The sequence below is a fragment of the Sporosarcina sp. P13 genome, assembly GCF_002743055.1.
Lineage (GTDB): Bacteria > Bacillota > Bacilli > Bacillales_A > Planococcaceae > Sporosarcina.
In genome coordinates, this window is sequence record NZ_PDYM01000010.1 from 26,225 (window position 1) to 44,204 (window position 17,980).

General features: G+C 38.5%; 13 protein-coding genes and 1 pseudogene. 10 read left to right on the top strand and 4 right to left on the bottom strand.

Annotation, left to right across the window (positions count from 1 at the left end; genetic code table 11):
• Window positions 1-57 precede the first annotated feature (57 nt).
• Entirely contained in the window at window positions 58-1,446 is a 1,389-nt protein-coding gene (locus CSV79_RS06965; protein WP_099688372.1) for an aldehyde dehydrogenase, read from the top strand.
• Here the strand turns inward: CSV79_RS06965 and CSV79_RS06970 are convergent.
• The gene (locus CSV79_RS06970; protein WP_099688322.1) at window positions 1,423-2,505 is read right to left on the bottom strand and encodes a two-component system sensor histidine kinase NtrB; all 1,083 of its coding nucleotides are present in this window, start codon (window positions 2,503-2,505) and stop codon (window positions 1,423-1,425) included. The two genes, CSV79_RS06965 and CSV79_RS06970, sit on opposite strands and share 24 nt — an antisense overlap.
• Window positions 2,506-2,683: 178 nt before the next feature.
• On the opposite strand from CSV79_RS06970, the gene CSV79_RS06975 reads away from it, so the two are divergent.
• From CSV79_RS06975 to CSV79_RS06995, 5 genes are all read left to right on the top strand, one after another.
• Window positions 2,684-4,171 (top strand): UDP-N-acetylmuramoyl-L-alanyl-D-glutamate--2,6-diaminopimelate ligase, encoded by a 1,488-nt coding sequence (locus tag CSV79_RS06975; protein WP_099688323.1) that lies wholly within the window; start codon window positions 2,684-2,686, stop codon window positions 4,169-4,171.
• Between the two features lie 121 nt (window positions 4,172-4,292).
• Complete coding sequence (locus CSV79_RS06980; protein ID WP_099688324.1) at window positions 4,293-5,867, top strand: peptide chain release factor 3; 1,575 nt, start codon at window positions 4,293-4,295, stop codon at window positions 5,865-5,867.
• Window positions 5,868-6,043: 176 nt separating this feature from the next.
• Window positions 6,044-9,112, top strand: a complete 3,069-nt coding sequence (locus CSV79_RS06985) for an efflux RND transporter permease subunit (RefSeq protein WP_099688373.1) — start codon at window positions 6,044-6,046, stop codon at window positions 9,110-9,112.
• A gap of 400 nt (window positions 9,113-9,512) precedes the next feature.
• Complete coding sequence (locus CSV79_RS06990) at window positions 9,513-10,271, top strand: TerC family protein (RefSeq protein ID WP_099688325.1); 759 nt, start codon at window positions 9,513-9,515, stop codon at window positions 10,269-10,271.
• Between the two features lie 320 nt (window positions 10,272-10,591).
• Complete coding sequence (locus tag CSV79_RS06995; RefSeq protein WP_099688326.1) at window positions 10,592-11,941, top strand: TrkH family potassium uptake protein; 1,350 nt, start codon at window positions 10,592-10,594, stop codon at window positions 11,939-11,941.
• 41 nt (window positions 11,942-11,982) lie between these two features.
• On the opposite strand, the gene CSV79_RS07000 is transcribed toward CSV79_RS06995, so the two are convergent.
• On the bottom strand, window positions 11,983-13,749 hold the full coding sequence (locus CSV79_RS07000) for a B12-binding domain-containing radical SAM protein (RefSeq protein WP_099688327.1): 1,767 nt from the start codon (window positions 13,747-13,749) through the stop codon (window positions 11,983-11,985).
• A 173-nt stretch (window positions 13,750-13,922) separates the two neighbouring features.
• Here CSV79_RS07000 and CSV79_RS07005 point away from each other — a divergent pair, with 173 nt between their 5' ends.
• Window positions 13,923-15,314 carry an ATP-binding protein gene (locus tag CSV79_RS07005; protein WP_233201390.1) on the top strand — a complete coding sequence of 464 codons (1,392 nt, stop codon included), beginning with the start codon at window positions 13,923-13,925 and terminating at the stop codon, window positions 15,312-15,314.
• Between the two features lie 57 nt (window positions 15,315-15,371).
• Here the strand turns inward: CSV79_RS07005 and CSV79_RS07010 are convergent, their stop codons facing one another.
• Complete coding sequence (locus CSV79_RS07010) at window positions 15,372-16,001, bottom strand: hypothetical protein (protein WP_099688329.1); 630 nt, start codon at window positions 15,999-16,001, stop codon at window positions 15,372-15,374.
• Between the two features lie 59 nt (window positions 16,002-16,060).
• A complete protein-coding gene (locus CSV79_RS07015; RefSeq protein WP_099688330.1) occupies window positions 16,061-16,249 on the bottom strand; it encodes a YkvS family protein in 189 nt (62 codons plus the stop codon).
• Between the two features lie 223 nt (window positions 16,250-16,472).
• Here CSV79_RS07015 and CSV79_RS17405 point away from each other — a divergent pair, with 223 nt between their 5' ends.
• From CSV79_RS17405 to CSV79_RS17410, 3 genes and pseudogenes are all read left to right on the top strand, one after another.
• Window positions 16,473-16,673 (top strand): aspartyl-phosphate phosphatase Spo0E family protein, encoded by a 201-nt coding sequence (locus CSV79_RS17405; RefSeq protein ID WP_369824933.1) that lies wholly within the window; start codon window positions 16,473-16,475, stop codon window positions 16,671-16,673.
• A 164-nt stretch (window positions 16,674-16,837) separates the two neighbouring features.
• Complete coding sequence (locus CSV79_RS07025; protein WP_099688332.1) at window positions 16,838-17,707, top strand: NAD(P)-dependent oxidoreductase; 870 nt, start codon at window positions 16,838-16,840, stop codon at window positions 17,705-17,707.
• A 120-nt stretch (window positions 17,708-17,827) separates the two neighbouring features.
• A pseudogene (locus CSV79_RS17410) lies at window positions 17,828-17,950 on the top strand (hypothetical protein); the annotation flags it as partial.
• Window positions 17,951-17,980 lie beyond the last annotated feature (30 nt).

The window sequence follows — 17,980 nt, forward strand, 5'->3', positions numbered from 1 at the left end:
TATGTCTGCTGGAATGATAGAATGGATAGGAGTACGATAATGAGGAGTGTGAATGATGTGGGGATGACAAGTAATGAGTTAGAAATCATCATGAACAAACAGAAAACATATTATGTTTCGGGTGTGACAAGAAGTATTGCATTTCGTAAAATGATGTTACAAAAATTATATGAGGCGGTAGAACGCCATGAAAAAGAAATTACAGAAGCACTCCATAAAGATTTACGTAAACCACCACTTGAAGCCTATGTGACGGAAATAGGTTTTGTCTTATCTAGTATTACACATACATTGAAATATATAGACGAATGGATGACACCAGAAAAGGTGAAAACACCGATCCATTTGCAACCAGCTACAAGCTTTATCGTCAAAGAACCATATGGTATTGCGTTAGTGATTGGGCCGTTTAACTATCCGTTACAACTTCTGCTTGACCCGTTAATAGGGGCAATTGCTGCCGGGAATTGTGCCGTATTAAAGCCATCTGAAGATGCGCCGCATATAGCGAATGTTGTAGAGAAATTGATTGCTAGTACGTATCCATCAGACTATGTCACTGTTGTACAAGGTGGAAAGGAAGAGACTCAGCTTCTATTAAAAGCACCTTTTGACTATGTTTTCTTCACAGGTAGCGCAAACGTTGGAAAGATTGTCATGCACGCTTGTGCGGAGCGATTGACACCACTGACGTTAGAATTAGGTGGAAAAAGTCCGGCGATTGTTGATAGCACTGCGGATATACGCAAAGCTGCTGAAAAACTTGTCTGGGGTAAGTTCTTGAATACAGGGCAAACTTGTATTGCACCAGATTATGTATTGGCAGATGTATCGATCTATAATCAGTTGCTTGAGGAAATGAAAAAAGCGATTCAACGATTTTACGGTAAAGATGCTCAGAAAAGTGCGGACTATGGGCGAATCATTAATGACCGTCAGTATCAGAGACTTGCAGTCATTTTGGAGCAAGATCAAACGTATATCGTAGAAGGTGGCCGTATGGACGCTGAAGATCTTTATATCGAACCGACACTTCTCGCTCTACCAGATTGGGATAAAGCAAGTATGCAAGAGGAGATCTTTGGACCGATACTTCCCGTAATTCCATATGAGAGTTTAGGTTTGGCTATTCAGCAAATTAGCAAGCTACCTAAATCGCTGGCAGCTTATTTCTTCACGGAAAATGACAAAGCGGCAGATCATTTTATCGAAGCCTTACCATTTGGCGGTGGTTGTATCAACGACACTATCTCACACGCTGGTAATATCCATCTTCCATTTGGAGGTGTTGGACCGGCTGGTATGAATCAGTCTCATGGGAAAGCTAGCTTTGAAACGTTTTCCCATGCAAAGTCAATTATGAAAAAGAGTACAGCTGTAACGTTATCAGTAGGTTACCCACCTTATAAAGGAAAGCTTCCTTTAGTGAAGAGATTCATTCGCTAAAGGTAGACAAATAGTAACTTTTGTTCCCGCGTGCTCTATACTTTCAATGTCTAGAGTGCCGTGGTGATCAAAAATAATCTTTTTCGAAATGAGAATGCCGAGTCCTCTACCATCTTCTTTAGTAGTGAAGAATGGCTGATTAATCGAATCTAAAGTAGAAGGACACATACCGGGACCGTTATCCACAAAAGTAATACAAATCGAGTGATCCAGAATTTTTACGGTGATGTCTATTTGTCCATTATTTCGAATGGCATCGCAGCTATTTGAAATAATATTGCAGAATACTTGTTTTAACGAATATACATTTCCAAGTATCAATGTGTCAGATGTAGGTGTATGAAGATGGCAAGTGATTGCATGATTAGTGAACGTTGCATCATAATCACTCACCACTTCTTGAATCAATTCGATAGTTGAAAAAATGGTTTGGTTATGAAGTGAGGGAGTAGCTAATTCCAAGAAATCAGTTATGAGATGATTCACTTTGTCGACTTCATTTTCCATAATTTTTGTAAAAGTACTATAAGGGTTTTGTGGATCATCATTCATCATCTGAATGAACCCTGTAATTGCGGTCATTGGATTTCGTACTTCGTGTGCTAAAAAAGAGGCAACCGTACTTAGGTTTTTAAGTTTAACGAGCTCTGACCTTTTCTGTTCTAGCCGAAGATGTAACGTGATATCATGTGTAATATATGAAATGGCAATCACTTCATTGTAATCATTAAAAATAGGTGACATATTTATTTCAGCATGAAACGTTGAACCGTCTTTACGTTTTTCAATAACACGTTCATTTCTAAGACTTTTACCTTCCTTCAATTGATCACGCCTGGCTCTAACTTTTTTCATTTCTGTTTCGGGATAAAAATCAATGACTTTGCCTTTGCACTCATCCAGCGTCCAACCGTATAATTTTTCGAATGCAGGATTACAACAGATCATCGTATCGTCTATGTTAAAAACAGAAATAGCGTCTTGTGATTGTTTGAAAAGTTGTTCCAAATAGTTATAGAATTCAGGTGTATTATTTAGTTGTGTAGATATTATGATCACTTCCTAACTGGTTACTTGCCTAGCAACTATCTAAGGTGGATGTAAGTAGAAAATACGCGTATGATGGTAGTAACCGGCTATCTATATGTTACCCTTATTTTTTATGCAATAAAACATAGTTTGAACAAAGATTATGACATTTATTTGATTAATCTACTTATTTATTGGAGGAAACCTTATGAATACGAAAGAACTTTTATCTGTACTGCCTGTGAAAACTATAAAAGGGACTATGCCCGAACGTGTTACGGATTTAGCGGTAGACTCTAGGGTTATCCAAGACGGGGGGGCGTTTGTTTGTCTGAAAGGTTATACAGTGAATGGTCATCAGTTTGTAAAACAAGCAATTCTGAGTGGAGCACGCCTTATTATCGCGTCTGAGCCTATTATAGTAGATGAAGAACGTATCGCAGTTGTATACGTCGAAGATACTACGAAAGCTATTCAATTACTCGCGGCCAAATTTTATAACTATCCATCCAAACGTATGACGATGATTGGTGTGACAGGGACAAATGGCAAAACTAGCGTTGGCAATATTATTCATGATATGTTGCGGCAAGCCGATGAGAAAACTGCTGTGTCTGGTACGATCGGCTTTAAGCTAAACGATATAGTATATGAAACAGAAAACACGACGACAGATGTACTGACGACACAGCAAATGATTGCCCAAGCAGCGAGTGAAGGTTGCCAGTCAATGATAATGGAAGTGTCCTCCCATGGTTTAGTGGAAGGGCGATTGGCGGGGACAGAATTCGATATTGCGATCTTTACCAATTTGACGCATGATCATTTGGATTATCATAAAACAATGGAAAGTTATAGTGCGGCAAAAGGTTTGTTGTTTGCGCAGCTGGGGCAGCAACTGGATCAGCAGAAATTCGCTATCGTCAATGCAGATGATCCGTGGAGCAGTAAAATGTCGGAGATGACATCATTTCCGACATTTACTTATGGTATTCACCTCAAATCTTCTTTTCAGGCTATAAACATTCAAATGTTTTCCAATAAAACAGAATTTCAATTGCTGGCACCTGATGGTACCTATTCGGTCACGATGCCTTTAATCGGTGAGTTCAACGTCTACAATGCCTTGGCAGCTGTAGCCGCTTTGTACGCGAAAGGAATGGCGATAGAGGAGATTCTACCGTTGCTTGCCGCAGTTTCTACTGTGAAAGGTCGCTTGGAAAAAGTAGAAACAACATTACCATTAACTATATTTGTTGACTATGCACATTCTCCAGATGCGATTGAAAAAGCAATCGCAACTGTTCAACCTTTGAAAAAAGAGGGGAATCGCTTACTGTTCTTGATCGGAACAGGTGGCAACCGTGATCGCTTAAAGCGCCCAATTATGGGAGAAAAAGCAGCGGCTGCGGATTATGTCGTGTTTACGACAGATGATCCGAGAGACGAGCCCTATGAGTCGATTGTGTCGGAGCTAAGCGCAAGCATGCCCCATAATCAGTTTGCATGTATTGGGGATCGTGAAGAAGCTGTGCGTCATACAATTGAAATGGCCAATGAAGGAGATATTATTATATTTGCTGGAAAAGGGCATGAAGATTTCCAAATCATCGGTAAGACGAAATATCCTCATTCGGACGCAGCGATTGCGCTAGATGAAGCGGCTAAGAAATTCGGAAATACTTCTATAAAATAATAGGTAAATGAATGTCTAGCTTTGAGAGCGTAGAATTATTTTGGTAAATCATTGAAAAAGCATTGAAATGCTTTGCCATACTCTCTATGATAGAAAACGTAAACAAAAGGAGAGTACCCTGATGCAAAAGAATATACATGATGAAATAACATCACGGAGAACGTTTGCGATTATCTCGCACCCGGATGCCGGTAAAACTACTATAACTGAAAAACTTCTATATTTTGGTGGCGCAATTCGAGACGCGGGAACAGTTAAAGGGAAAAAGAGCGGGAAATTTGCGACTTCCGACTGGATGGAAATCGAAAAACAGCGTGGTATTTCTGTTACGTCTTCCGTTCTCCAATTTGACTATGATGGAAAACGCGTCAATATTTTAGATACACCTGGACACGAAGACTTCAGTGAAGATACATACCGTACGTTAATGGCGGTAGATGCTGCGGTTATGATGGTGGATTCAGCTAAAGGGATCGAGCCCCAGACGATCAAGCTTTTTAAAGTATGTAAAATGCGTGGTATTCCGATTTTTACATTTATCAACAAGATGGATAGACAAGGTAAAGAACCATTAGAGCTAATGGAAGAACTAGAAGAAGTACTTGAAATTCAATCGTATGCGATGAATTGGCCGATTGGTATGGGGAAAGAATTCCTCGGTATTTACGATCGCTTTAATAAGCGTGTGGAATTAGCAAGACCAGAAGGAAATGAACGTTTTCTTCCAATCGATGGAGAAGGAGAACTTGCTGTTGAACATTCCATGACGGAGACTTCTTATTATAAGCAAGCGCTAGAAGATGTCATGTTATTGAATGAAGCGGGTAACGACTTCGATGAAGAGCGTATTGCTCATGGTGAACTTACACCTGTATTCTTCGGAAGTGCTTTGACGAACTTTGGTGTACAGACGTTCCTGGAAACATTCTTACAATTCGCTCCACCACCGCAACCACGAAAGACTAGAGATGGTGAAGATATAGATCCAGAGTCAGAACTGTTTTCGGGATTCATCTTTAAAATCCAAGCGAATATGAATCCGGCTCACCGAGATCGTATTGCATTTGTCCGGATCGTATCGGGTGAATTTGAACGGGGAATGTCGGTGAATGTGCCTCGCCTATCCAAGACTTTTAAACTGACGCAAACTACACAGTTTTTGGCAGATGATCGCGAAACGGTAGATGAAGCAGTGGCTGGTGATATTATTGGACTCTACGATACGGGGAATTATCAAATTGGCGATACAGTCGTTGGTGGAAAAGGCAGTTTTGAGTTTGATGCCTTACCTCAATTCACACCTGAATTATTTGTCAGAGTAGCCGCCAAAAACGTTATGAAATCGAAACAGTTCCATAAAGGGATTTTACAGTTAGTGCAAGAAGGTGCGATTCAATACTATAAGACATTGCATACTGAAGAAGTCATTTTAGGGGCAGTAGGTCAGCTACAGTTTGAGGTGTTTGAACATCGCATGAAAGCGGAGTATCATGTGGATGTGCAAATGGAAATAATGGGCTCTAAAGTCGCACGTTGGATCGAGAATGAAGAAGATGTAAAAGAATCTATGGCGGGACAACGAGCATTGCTTGTAAAAGATCGTCATGATCGAAAAGTATTCTTATTCGAAAATGAATTTGCTATGCGTTGGTTCCATGATAAATTCCCAGACATTCGTTTGTATAATCTTCTTTAAAATTTAATCACTTACAAACCCGGTCGGAGCAATTGTAATCTGACCGGGTTATTTACTAAGACTGGGAACAAATGAACTTACGTTAGGTAGGTAAGGAAATTCTACAGTTGAGTGGAAAAGCGCGAGCCCTCCACCAAATAGTAGTGCATACAATTGGTAAAGAAAGGAATAGTGTAATGAAAATTAGTAGTTTTTCAGTTAAACGGCCTGTTTTTACATTAGTCACTATGTTTTTAATTATTATTTTGGGAACCGTTTCGTTTTTAAAAATCCCGATCACATTAATACCAGATTTAAATCCACCTATAGCAGTAGTTGTTACGAATTATCCAGGTGCTTCGCCTACAGAAGTCAGTGAGAAAATTACGAAGCCATTAGAAGAAAGTTTATCGACAGCACCAGGATTAAAATCGATGCAATCTTCTTCACAAGAAGGTGCTAATTTACTCTTCTTAATGTTTGATTGGTCTTCTGTAATTGATGATGTCCAAATGGATATATTACAAAGAATTGATCAAGTGCCGATGCCAGAAGGTGCGAATAAGCCTCGGTTCATGAAATTCGATCCATCTCAATTCCCAGTCATCCAGCTTTCTCTTCATACTGTAGATAAAGAAGCAGATATTAGAAGTATCGCGGAGGATTTAGAAAAAGAGTTACGTCGAATTAATGGTGTAGCAAGTGTTAACGTATCTGGTAAAATTATTAAAGACGTACAAGTAATTTTAGACCCTGAAAAGTTAAAAGAGTTTGGACTCGCTCAATCAGACGTTGTGCAAATGATTCAGGCAAGTAATGTCTCAATGCCAGGTGATTCGATTGATACGAATGATGGTAGACGATTAACGACAAGAATCATCAGTTCCATCCAAAGTATTTCGGATGTTCGCGATATTCAGTTAGGTGCGAATCCGTTAACAGGTGAAAAAATTAACGTTTCTGATGTAGCAGATGTTGCACTACTTGAACCGAAGGCACAGACAAAGACACGAGCGAACGATGAACAAGCTGTGTTGTTGTCCGTTCTTCAGGAATCAGGAGCTAATACAGCAACTGTGTCGAAGGAATTCAAATCTTCATTAGATGAATTGCTTAAAAAAGACGCTTATAAAGGCATTGAATCCGATGTTCTGTTTGACCAAGGGGACTATGTAAAACTGGCTATCGGTAATATTGGACAGTCGCTAATCCTTGGTGGATTGTTCGCAATGCTAGTATTATTTATCTTCTTACGTGGTATTAAGAGTCCAGTTATTATTGGCGTGGCAATCCCTTATTCCGTAATCGTTACATTTGTCCTTATGTATTTTGCAGATTTCTCACTTAATATTATGACACTTGGTGCATTAGCATTAGGAATAGGAATGCTCGTCGATAATGCGATTGTAGTGATTGAAAACATTGAACGTCACTTAGCGATGGGTAAACATCCGGAAGAAGCTGCAAAAGACGGATCGAAAGAAGTAGGCGGTGCAATTACAGCATCTACGCTAACTACACTCGCAGTATTTGTTCCGGTCATCTTCATCAGTGGGTTAATCGGACAAATTTTTACAGAATTCGCTTTGACTATTTCGTTTAGTTTATTTGCATCGTTAGTCGTCGCATTGACTGTTGTACCGATGCTTGCGAGTCGGCTGCTTAAAACTCCTGATGAATTGACTAAGGCGAAAAAGCGACGTTCAAAAGGGTGGAAGACATTTGAGAAAACTGTCGTATGGGCACTAGGGCATCGAATACTCGTGCTTGTGATGACTACGATTTTACTAGGGGCCAGTGGATTTGGTCTATTAAAAGTCGGGACAGAATTTTTGCCGTCTACGGATGAAGGATTCTTTAGTATTAGTATAAAGCTTCCGAATGGCTCATCCTTAGATTCAACAAATGAAGTTGTTAAACGAATCGAAGAGAAAATTAAAAAGGAACAAGATGTAGAAGTATATGTAAGCTTAGTCGGCGGAACGCAGCAGAGTATGGCACAAGGTGGGTCTGAGGGAAATATGGCTGAAATGTATGTCAAACTAGTTCCTTTAGATGATCGTGATCGCTCTGTATTTGAATTCGTCGATGAAGTACAACCAGCCGTGTTAGATGAAGTAGGTGAAGATGCAGATGTTAGTTTCAATATGCAGACAGCTGCTGGTTCGAGCCCGAATACGTTAACGTTTTCATTGAATGATACAAATGAACAACGTTTAGAAGAAGCAGTTACGAAACTCGATAAGAAATTACGTGAAGTGAAGACCGTTACAGAAGTAAAAAATGATTTAATTGATACAGTTGAAGAAGTGAAAATCGAAGTGGATCGACAAAAAGCTTCAGATGTAGGCTTAGCTCCTTATCAAATTGCACAAACAGTCAGCGATGTCACGCGGGGTGTATTTGCTACACAAATAGTCTTTGGAAAAACAGGCGATGTCGTGGGTGTAAACGTCAGTTATGATGAGAAATTCCGAAACAGTGTAGATAAATTAAAAGAATTAGAATTGAAAACACCGCAAAATACCTTTGTTACATTAAAAGATGTGGCGGATGTTAAAATAGCGGAAGGACCAGTTGCTATCCAGCGTGTAGACCAAGCGCATTCTATTACGTTTACATTGAAGTATCTCTCTAGTGAGTCACTTGGAGATATGACAAAGCGTGTCAATGAAATAGTTGATGATTTAGACTTGCCGACAGAAGTTGAACTTTCATACGGTGGAGACCGTGAGTTATTTGAAAGTGCGATTAATGATATGTTACTGGCAATTATACTCGCTGTAGTATTGGTGTACATGGTTATGGCGGCGCAGTTCGAATCATTTAAATATCCATTCGTTATTATGTTCTCTGTACCACTTATGATTATTGGTGTATCTTTCGGGCTTTTCATAACGGATACACCAGTCAGTGTGACGGCGGTCATTGGGCTTCTCATACTTGTAGGTATTGTTGTGAACAACGGGATTGTCTTAGTCGACTATATCAACCAAAGAAAAGAAGCGGGACTCAGTTCGTATGACGCGATTATCTCATCTGTGCGTGACCGCGTACGACCTATCCTTATGACAGCCCTCACGACTATCTTGGGATTACTTCCATTAGCGCTAGGACTAGGTGAAGGATCTGAATTGAATCAGCCGATGGGAATTGCAGTCATTGGCGGATTAATTAGTTCAACATTTCTAACGTTGTATATCGTACCAATCATCTACAGTCTATTCGATCGTGAAACGCGCCGTAAAGCGAAAGTGAAAGCATAATAATTTAAACGAAAGACCGGCAGAGAGTAAAATTGCCGGTCTTTTTAATGTGTAACTAGATACGTATAATTTATGTGTATTTGAAATATAATGGTAGTATGAGTAGATTTTTTCAAGTGTACTGAAATTGAATAGTTCCACTGACACCGCCTAAATCATTTGCAATGAGAAGTTATTATGTTATAATACTTAAAAAGCATCTAATAACTTAATAACTTTTGACGCAATGTCAAAGGGGAGTAGCTATAGGGAAACCTATTTCATAGTCGTCAATACATGGACTTTTATCGCCATCGGTTATGATAGCTGGATTTTGAACGTGAAATTCCGACTTAGCGAGACCTTTGCCTATTATTAGGTGAGGGTCTTTTTATATTGTGAAAAATAAGGAGGAATTTTGTTGGATCCGATTTTATTAGAATACGCCTGGGTGCTTGTTGTCCTAATTGTACTTGAAGGTCTTTTAGCAACAGACAACGCAGTCGTTATGGCCGTAATGGTCAAGCATTTACCGAAACCGCAACAGAAAAAAGCATTATTTTATGGTTTAGTTGGAGCATTCGTCTTCCGATTCGGTGCATTGTTTATGATTACATTTTTGGTGAATATCTGGCAGATTCAAGCGTTAGGTGCAGCATACTTATTAATTATCTCTGCCAAAAACATATATGATAAAATAACGCATTCGCAAAAAGATCATCCTAATAAGAAGCCTAGAAAACAATCTGGTTTTTGGATGACCGTTTTCAAAGTAGAACTTGCTGATATTGCATTTGCTTTAGACTCCATGTTGGCAGCAGTCGCTCTTGCGGTGACATTGCCTGAATTAGGTAATTTCCATGTAGGTGGTATCAACGGTGGACAATTTGTTGTCATGTTACTTGGCGGTATGATTGGTTTGATTATGATACGTTTTGCTGCAAGAAAATTCGTTGTCTTGCTTGAAAAGTATCCAACACTAGAAACAGCAGCTTTCTTAATTGTAGGTTGGGTAGGTGTGAAGTTGGTTGTCTTAACTTTGGCACATCCATCATTGCAAATCATACCTGAGACATTCCCACATTCTACATTATGGAAAACAATATTCTGGATCGTTCTCCTAGTCTTAGCGTTAGGCGGCTATGCACTTGCTGTTGTGAAGCAACGATTGAAAAAATAATATCAAAAAATCTTCTTCTACCTTTCGTGGAAGAGGATTTTTAATATGAAAACTTGATAATTGTTCCGGGATTTTCGGTAAGGATGTGCTTCCAACCTAGGCTTATGTTCGCAAAAGCCGTTCACCGTAACGGCACTCGTTTAAGATGGTGACCGTAGCCTTTTTAACTGTCTAGTTTATTAGCTGTTTGTGTAGATTATGATCGACGGAAGGTTTAAAATGGATAAAAGTATGTAAAGTACCTTGTAAAGCTTTCTTTTCATTGATGCTTTTGATAAAGTAGGAAAATGAAGTTTTGTTATGAAAGGAAATTGAAAATAATGAGGCTTTCCAGGGAAGTTTTTCATAAATTTACACCAGCGCAAATTATTGTATTTTATTATTTTCTGGCTATCGCTTTCTCATACCTCTTACTAAACTTGCCTGGTGTCTATAAACCGGGTGTGAGTGTCGCTTTTATTGATAGCTTATTCACTGCGGTAAGCGCCGTAAGTGTCACGGGATTATCTCCAATCAGTATAGGTGAAACGTACTCGGTGTTCGGTCTATGTATGATTATGCTCGTTCTGCAACTAGGTGGAATTGGAATCATGTCACTAGGTACGTTTTTTTGGTTACTGGTCAAAAAAAAGATTGGAATGAGAGAACGGCAACTCATAATGGTCGACACGAATCAATATACATTGCAAGGTGTTGTTAAACTCATTCGGCAAATTATAAAAATCATTGTTGCAATTGAGTTGATCGGTGGTACGATTCTTACGCTTTATATTTATCGTTTTTATAATTCGTTTAGTGAAGCACTACTTAATGGAATGTTTATGTCTGTTTCTGCTACGACCAATGCCGGTTTTGATATTACTGGTTCATCGATGATGCCTTATCACAATGATTACTTTGTTCAAATCATCTTAATGACGTTAATTATTCTAGGGGCCATCGGTTTCCCAGTATTGATTGAGATAAAGGCTTACTTCTCTAAAAAGGTTCCGAATTTTCGATTCTCTCTTTTTACAAAAATCACGACAGCTACTTTCGGTATGTTAATGGTATTAGGTACTGCGATGATCTGGTTACTAGAGTCTTTTCATTCGTTTAAAGGGATGAGTTGGCACCAACAGTTTTTCACCGCGTTATTCCAATCTGTGTCTGCACGCTCCGCTGGGCTTGTGACGTATGACGTGACGAACTTCAGTGATGCGACCGACATACTAGTTAGTTCACTGATGTTTATTGGTGCATCTCCGAGTTCGGTCGGAGGTGGAATTCGTACAACGACATTTGCGATTGCGCTATTATTCCTTATTAATTTTGCGAAGGGGAATGATGTGATCCATATTTTTAAACGCCAAATAAAATTAATCGATGTGTTCCGTTCGTACGCAGTAATTCTTGTAGCTTGTGTAATGGTAATGACCGCATTGCTTCTGTTGTTGCTTACAGAACCAGGTATTCCAGTCGTACCTTTACTATTTGAAATTACCTCAGCTTTTGGTACTTGTGGGATGTCACTTGGTATCACATCAGAATTATCTGTAGTCGGTAAATTAATTATCATGGCATTGATGTTTATTGGTCGGGTAGGATTGATATCGTTTATTTACACATTGGGTGGAAGAACGAATAAAACACCGTATCACTATCCGAAAGAGCGTGTAATTATCGGTTAATAAAGTAAAAGCAGTATGAGAAAAAATCTCATACTGCTTTTTTATTGATATTTTTTTGTGGATACTATAGCTGTTTCTGAAAGGTGATAGTACTGAACTTTTTTGCCTGGACTATATTGGATGATAATATAGCCAGGATCCATTGTGACAGTTAGATTTTCTTCAAGCTTTGCAGTAGTATCGGTGATGAATACTTGCTTTCTAATTGTCCGTTCTGTATGGCCGAGTGATTCAAAAGCATCGCCTAAAAGATATGGTGAGCTAACGAGTAATTGATTGATCTCTTTTAAACGTTCTTCCTGCAAAGTAGAAGAAGGAGCCCACCAAATTTTTCTTGGTAAAAACTTTTGATGCATCAAGTAATCGATTTTCATCAAACTTTGTGCTACGGCTGTATCAACATCCAATACTTCTTTTAAAAATCGTTCCAGGCGAGTGAATAAGTCTTCAAATTGATGGCCAATTCGGGACCAGCCTTGTTTTTCCCAGAAGGCGCCAAACAGTTGGAAGAAGTCGAATGGGGTATCGACTAACTCTGTAACGATATATTCCATAGAGTGTATAAATCGTCCTGAATTCCAATATTTTTCGAGAATGTCTTCTGTTTGTTTAATCTTCAGCATATCATCAAATGACAGTACATTATTCGATACGATTTCGTAAGGAGCTGTGTCGATAAAACGATAACCGTATTGTTCCGCTTGAATACGTAGCCCTGTACCACGTAATAATTTTAAGAATCCAAGCTGAAGTTCCTCAGGTCGCAATTCAAATACTTCATTGAATGTATCACGGAAAGATGCGTAATCTTCTTCGGGTAATCCAGCGATTAAATCGAGGTGCTGTGCAATTTTTCCGCCTTCTTTGACCAACGTCACGGTGCGAGAAAGCTTTGTGAAGTTCTGTCGTCTTTTGACGAGTTCATTTGTCAAATCATTCGTTGACTGCACACCGATTTCAAATCTGAACAATCCCGCTGGAGCTTCTTCATTTAAAAATTGAATAACTTCCGGTCGCATAATATCCCCGGTAATCTCAAATTGGAAAACAGTTCCTGGCTTGTGCTCATCAATGAGAAACTGGAACATTTCCATCGCGTAACTGCGGCTAATATTGAATGTGCGATCGACAAACTTTATCGTCTTGGCACCATGCTCCATCAAATAACGAATATCCTCTTTAATGGCTTCACGATTGAAGTATCTGACACCTACTTCGATAGAGGAAAGACAGAATTGACAAGAGAATGGACAGCCTCGACTTGTTTCGATGTAAATCACGCGATTCGGGAGATGCGATAAGTCTTCAGCAAAACGAAAAGGGGAGGGTAATGTACGCAAATCCAATTTAGGTCCTGGTGCAGTAATCTTCAATTGCTCATCTTGTCTGTAGGCAATTCCCTGAACGTCTGAAATTTCCATTTGTCCGTCGATTGCGTAAAGAAGATCTTTGAATGTTCGCTCGCCTTCACCAATAACGATATAATCAATTTCGGGTACTCGTGCTAACCATTGGTCATAATCGTAAGTCACTTCAGGTCCACCGCAGACGATAATAGTTTCAGGACTAGTTAATTTTAGTAACCGAATCACTTGAATTGTTTCTTCAATATTCCAGATGTATGCACTGAAACCGACAACTTGTGGAGTGTGTTGATAAAGTTCTGAAACAATCGACAGGGTAGGATCGTGAATTGTGAATTCTGCAAGTTCACAATGGAATTCTGGTTCGGCATAGGCCTTTAGATAGCGTATTGCGATATTGGTGTGTATGTATTTTGCATTTAAAGTAGATAGAACGATTTTCATTTGTAATCTCCTTAAAAGATGATGTAAGATAACTATAATTTAAATAAAACTTTATACCTATTCTAAAGAATTTGTAATTATGACATAATTGAGTACCAAATAGGGTGATTTCCAAAAATAGTGAATTTTAATATTGTTACTCGGATTTTGAATGAGGGGGTCATGGTTTGGTAATGAAGATGGTGGACATCGATAAGTATCTTGAAAGTTCTCTTAATAAACTGATCATCAATAAAAATGGCGATATACTAGGAATGACAAGAACGCTGAAAAATATGGTGAATGAAAAAGGGATGCCGAGCCATATTTCAGAAATATTTGATGAACTGTTATTTGAAAAAATACAAGTTATTCTTGCAAGTAATCCACAAATTCAAACAATCATCCAGGATTCATTAGCGGGGAACTTACTAATTTCCAATGGACATTATGTATCTTGTCATATTATATATCAGATGGACATTGAAAGGGCAATTATTACGGTAAATTTATATGAACAACAAAAGTCATTGAGTCAATTATACGAAAATGCTTTCCTATCATCATCAAATCCATTAGCAATTATGAATGAAAAAGGCTTTTTTGTATCAGTGAATAATGAGTTTAATAAAATTTTCCACTTTCCAACCAGCAATAATAATATTCATTTGAAAACATTTTTAGGGAATTTCCAGCAAGCTGAAAGTTTTAATCATACGGAATTTTTGCTTCGCGCAAAGAATGAAGCATTTTCACAAATAAAAGTCTCGTACCAACTGTATGGAGAAACTAAATATTTCAATATAATCGTGAAGATGGATCCGAAAACAGAGATGTTCATCTTAAAAATAATAGATATAACTGAACATGAGCACCTCTTTGACTTATTAGCCCACTCTGATCAATTAAGCACGACAGGAGAAATTGCGGCGAGTATTGCGCACGAAGTTCGGAATCCTATGACAACGCTACAAGGCTTTCTACAGCTACTCGAGCATGAAGTGACAGGCAATGCGCATAAATATGTCACGGTCATACAAGAAGAAGTAAAGCGTATGAACGAGATTTTAAACGAGATGCTTTCGCTTTCAAAACCAATGGTCGATGAAGTCACCATCTTTTCGCTTTCTGTTTTAATGGAAGAAGTATTGGTATTACTTAGACCAAAAGCCTTGCTAGATCAAATCAATATAGTAAATGAAGTATGTGTAGTGGAATCTGTCTTAATCAAAGCGAATCCTAATCGTATTAAGCAGGTACTAGTGAATCTGCTGAAAAACGCGATGGAAGCAATGGAACCTAAAGGAACATTAAATGTTAAGATTTGTGAACTTACAGAGAACGCAGTGGAGGTCTACATTTCTGATACAGGTAAGGGCATGAGTGAAAAAATGATGGAAAAGATCTTTTTACCGTTTGTTTCTGAAAAAGAAGGAGGTACAGGTCTAGGGCTCCCATTTGTTAAAAAAACGATGCATGAATACGGGGGGACGATTTCGGTAACGAGTGAAGTTGGAAAAGGCTCTGTATTCAAGCTGAGCTTCCCCCGAATAAACGTAGGCGTTTCAAAAGTAGAGTGTTCATGATAAGAACTAAAAAGGCTGAACTGCATAAGCGGTTCAGCCTTTTTAGTCGGTAGATTATCACTTGATTGTAGATGCCATTTGTTTGAACTCTTTGATATGATCGTTATCTTCTGCAGCATAAATAGTCACCCGTACAAGCTTATCTTCACGTTCGATCACAAATCCTTTGAAGTAACCTTCAGCAGAATCCACCACCGCACCTTTAACGTTGATGATTCCTTCGTCTTTAGGAAGTTCAGCTTTATCTGTTACTTCTTTTGGGGTTTCACCATCACTTGAAGCTACTAATAACTCTTGCATATTTTCATAAAGTTCATCAAAAGTATAAGATTCTTCGCCTTTTGGCATCGTTTCAATACGCATGAATAGGCTGCTATCCTCTTCAAGATATAAACTGTCTCGACCAGGTTCTTCACTTGTTAATAAATAGTTAGGAAGGACCATTATGGAATAGTCTTGTTCATCGCTTTGTGTTTCAACTGCATCTTTCATTACGTCTGTTTCCGGTTCTTCGACAGCTACTGGGACGTCGTCTTCGCCATCTGTTTCTGGACTCGTTACAGGTTCTTCTGCAATAGTTCCAGTCGTAACATCTGGTTCTGTTACATCTGTGTCTGAGGTCCCGCAAGCTGCAAGCATTACAGATACAGCGAATGAAGCGAAAACGATACGCCATTTATTATTCATATTGAAACACTCCCTTATTTAAGTATCTAGTAATTGGACGGACAGTTAAGAATAAAGTTTCATTTGTTTGCGCTGTGAATAATTGTATAGCGTTTATGGTTGATTACGGTTTTTTCTTCCATGGATGATTCATCAAAGTCTTCCATATACGTCAAATCAACAATAACGGAGTTCTCGTTTACTTTTTCTACAATACCTTGTAAGCCTTCTTTAAATTCAATAATATCTCCGATTTCTGCAATCGTCATCTGGTTACATCCTTTCTTTATTCATGAATACTACTTTATAGTAGAATGAATAAATTAATATGAGAATCACTTAATAGTTTGCCTTAAAATGTGTAAAAGGTAAAGTATTATCTTTAAAAAATACATCTGAAAATATAGCCACTGTCGAGAATTGTCGAGAACTTTCTAAGACAAATTTTTATGATTTGAGTATACTATAGGATGAAACCAAATACGATGGAAGGTGTTTGTTTTGAAGTGTAACTGTGAATTAGAAATTGAACATCTTAGGAATCAGTTAATAAAAGTTGCTCAAGAAGAAGGCATGCATGCTAAGCGCACAATTATTCTTAGTCGCAAATTAGACTTGTTGATTAATAAGTTTGTAAAGTCAAGTATAGATAAAGATTCATCAAAATACGGAAGTAATGTTTATAAAGAGTAAAAAGGGGCATACTTATTATGAACACAGCAACATTATCATTTCCCCCTTTTGTGGACCAATCTTAATTATAAGATTGGTCCTCTTTTTTTTTTGCTCGCGTTATTGTAAAAATATTTCAACTTCGATACGATAGAATATATGGATACTATATGAGGAGTGTTAGTATGCAAAATGAAAAGATTGCGTTTATTGGGACAGGTGTAATGGGAGCTAGCATTGTGAAGCATTTATTAGGTGCGTCTTATGACGTGACTGTCTACACAAGAACGAAGTCTAAAGCCAATTCGTTAATTGAATTAGGTGCGCGATGGGCAGATACCGTCGCGGAAGCTGTACGTGGGGCTGACCTCATTTTCACGATGATTGGTATGCCGTCAGATGTAGAGGAAGTTTATCTTTCTGAAGATGGGATCTTTGCGAATGGTCGTGCTTCTCAAATCGTTGTCGATATGACGACGTCTAGTCCTGAGTTAGCGATTGAAATTGCTCAGAAGGCAGAAACTCTACATATGGAGTCTTTAGATGCACCGGTTTCCGGCGGAGATGTGGGAGCGCAAAATGGTACGCTTTCGATTATGTGTGGGGGTAGAAAAGAATTGTTTGACCGATTACTACCGATTTTATCTGTATTCGGTAAGCAAATCGTCTATCAAGGAGAAGCGGGAGCAGGCCAGCATGCGAAAATGTGCAATCAAATCACAGTAGCGGGCAATATGATCGGTGCATGTGAAGCGGTCGCTTATGCAATGAAATCAGGATTAGATCCAGATACGATGCTTCAATCAGTCGCTTCAGGGGCAGCGAGCTCTTGGAGTTTATCGGCACTAGGACCGAGAATGATTAAAGAAGATTATGAACCAGGATTTTATGTCAAACATTTTGTAAAAGATTTGAATATCGCATTAAAAGAAACAGAAAGATTACAATTGGAATTACCAGGTTTAAAATTAGCAAAAACAATGTATACAGATTTATTGGAAAAGGGATATGGTGAAAAAGGAACGCAAGTACTAATTAAACAATATGTAGATTGACTGTACTACTAACGGAAAATGCGCTATTGCGGCCCGAACGTTAAAGTAATTGGTACGGCTAAAAAAATTAGCATACCGATTGCTATTGATGATTTTGGTACTGGTTAATCTTCTCTAAGGCATTTGAAGAAGCATCCAATCGACTTTATTAAAATTGATCGTTCATTTATTCAGGACATTGAGACAGACGTTAAAAATGAAGAAATTGCAAAAAAAAGCGTGAATAATTTAGCGCATAGTTAACGAATGACGGTAATCGCTAAAGGCATTGAA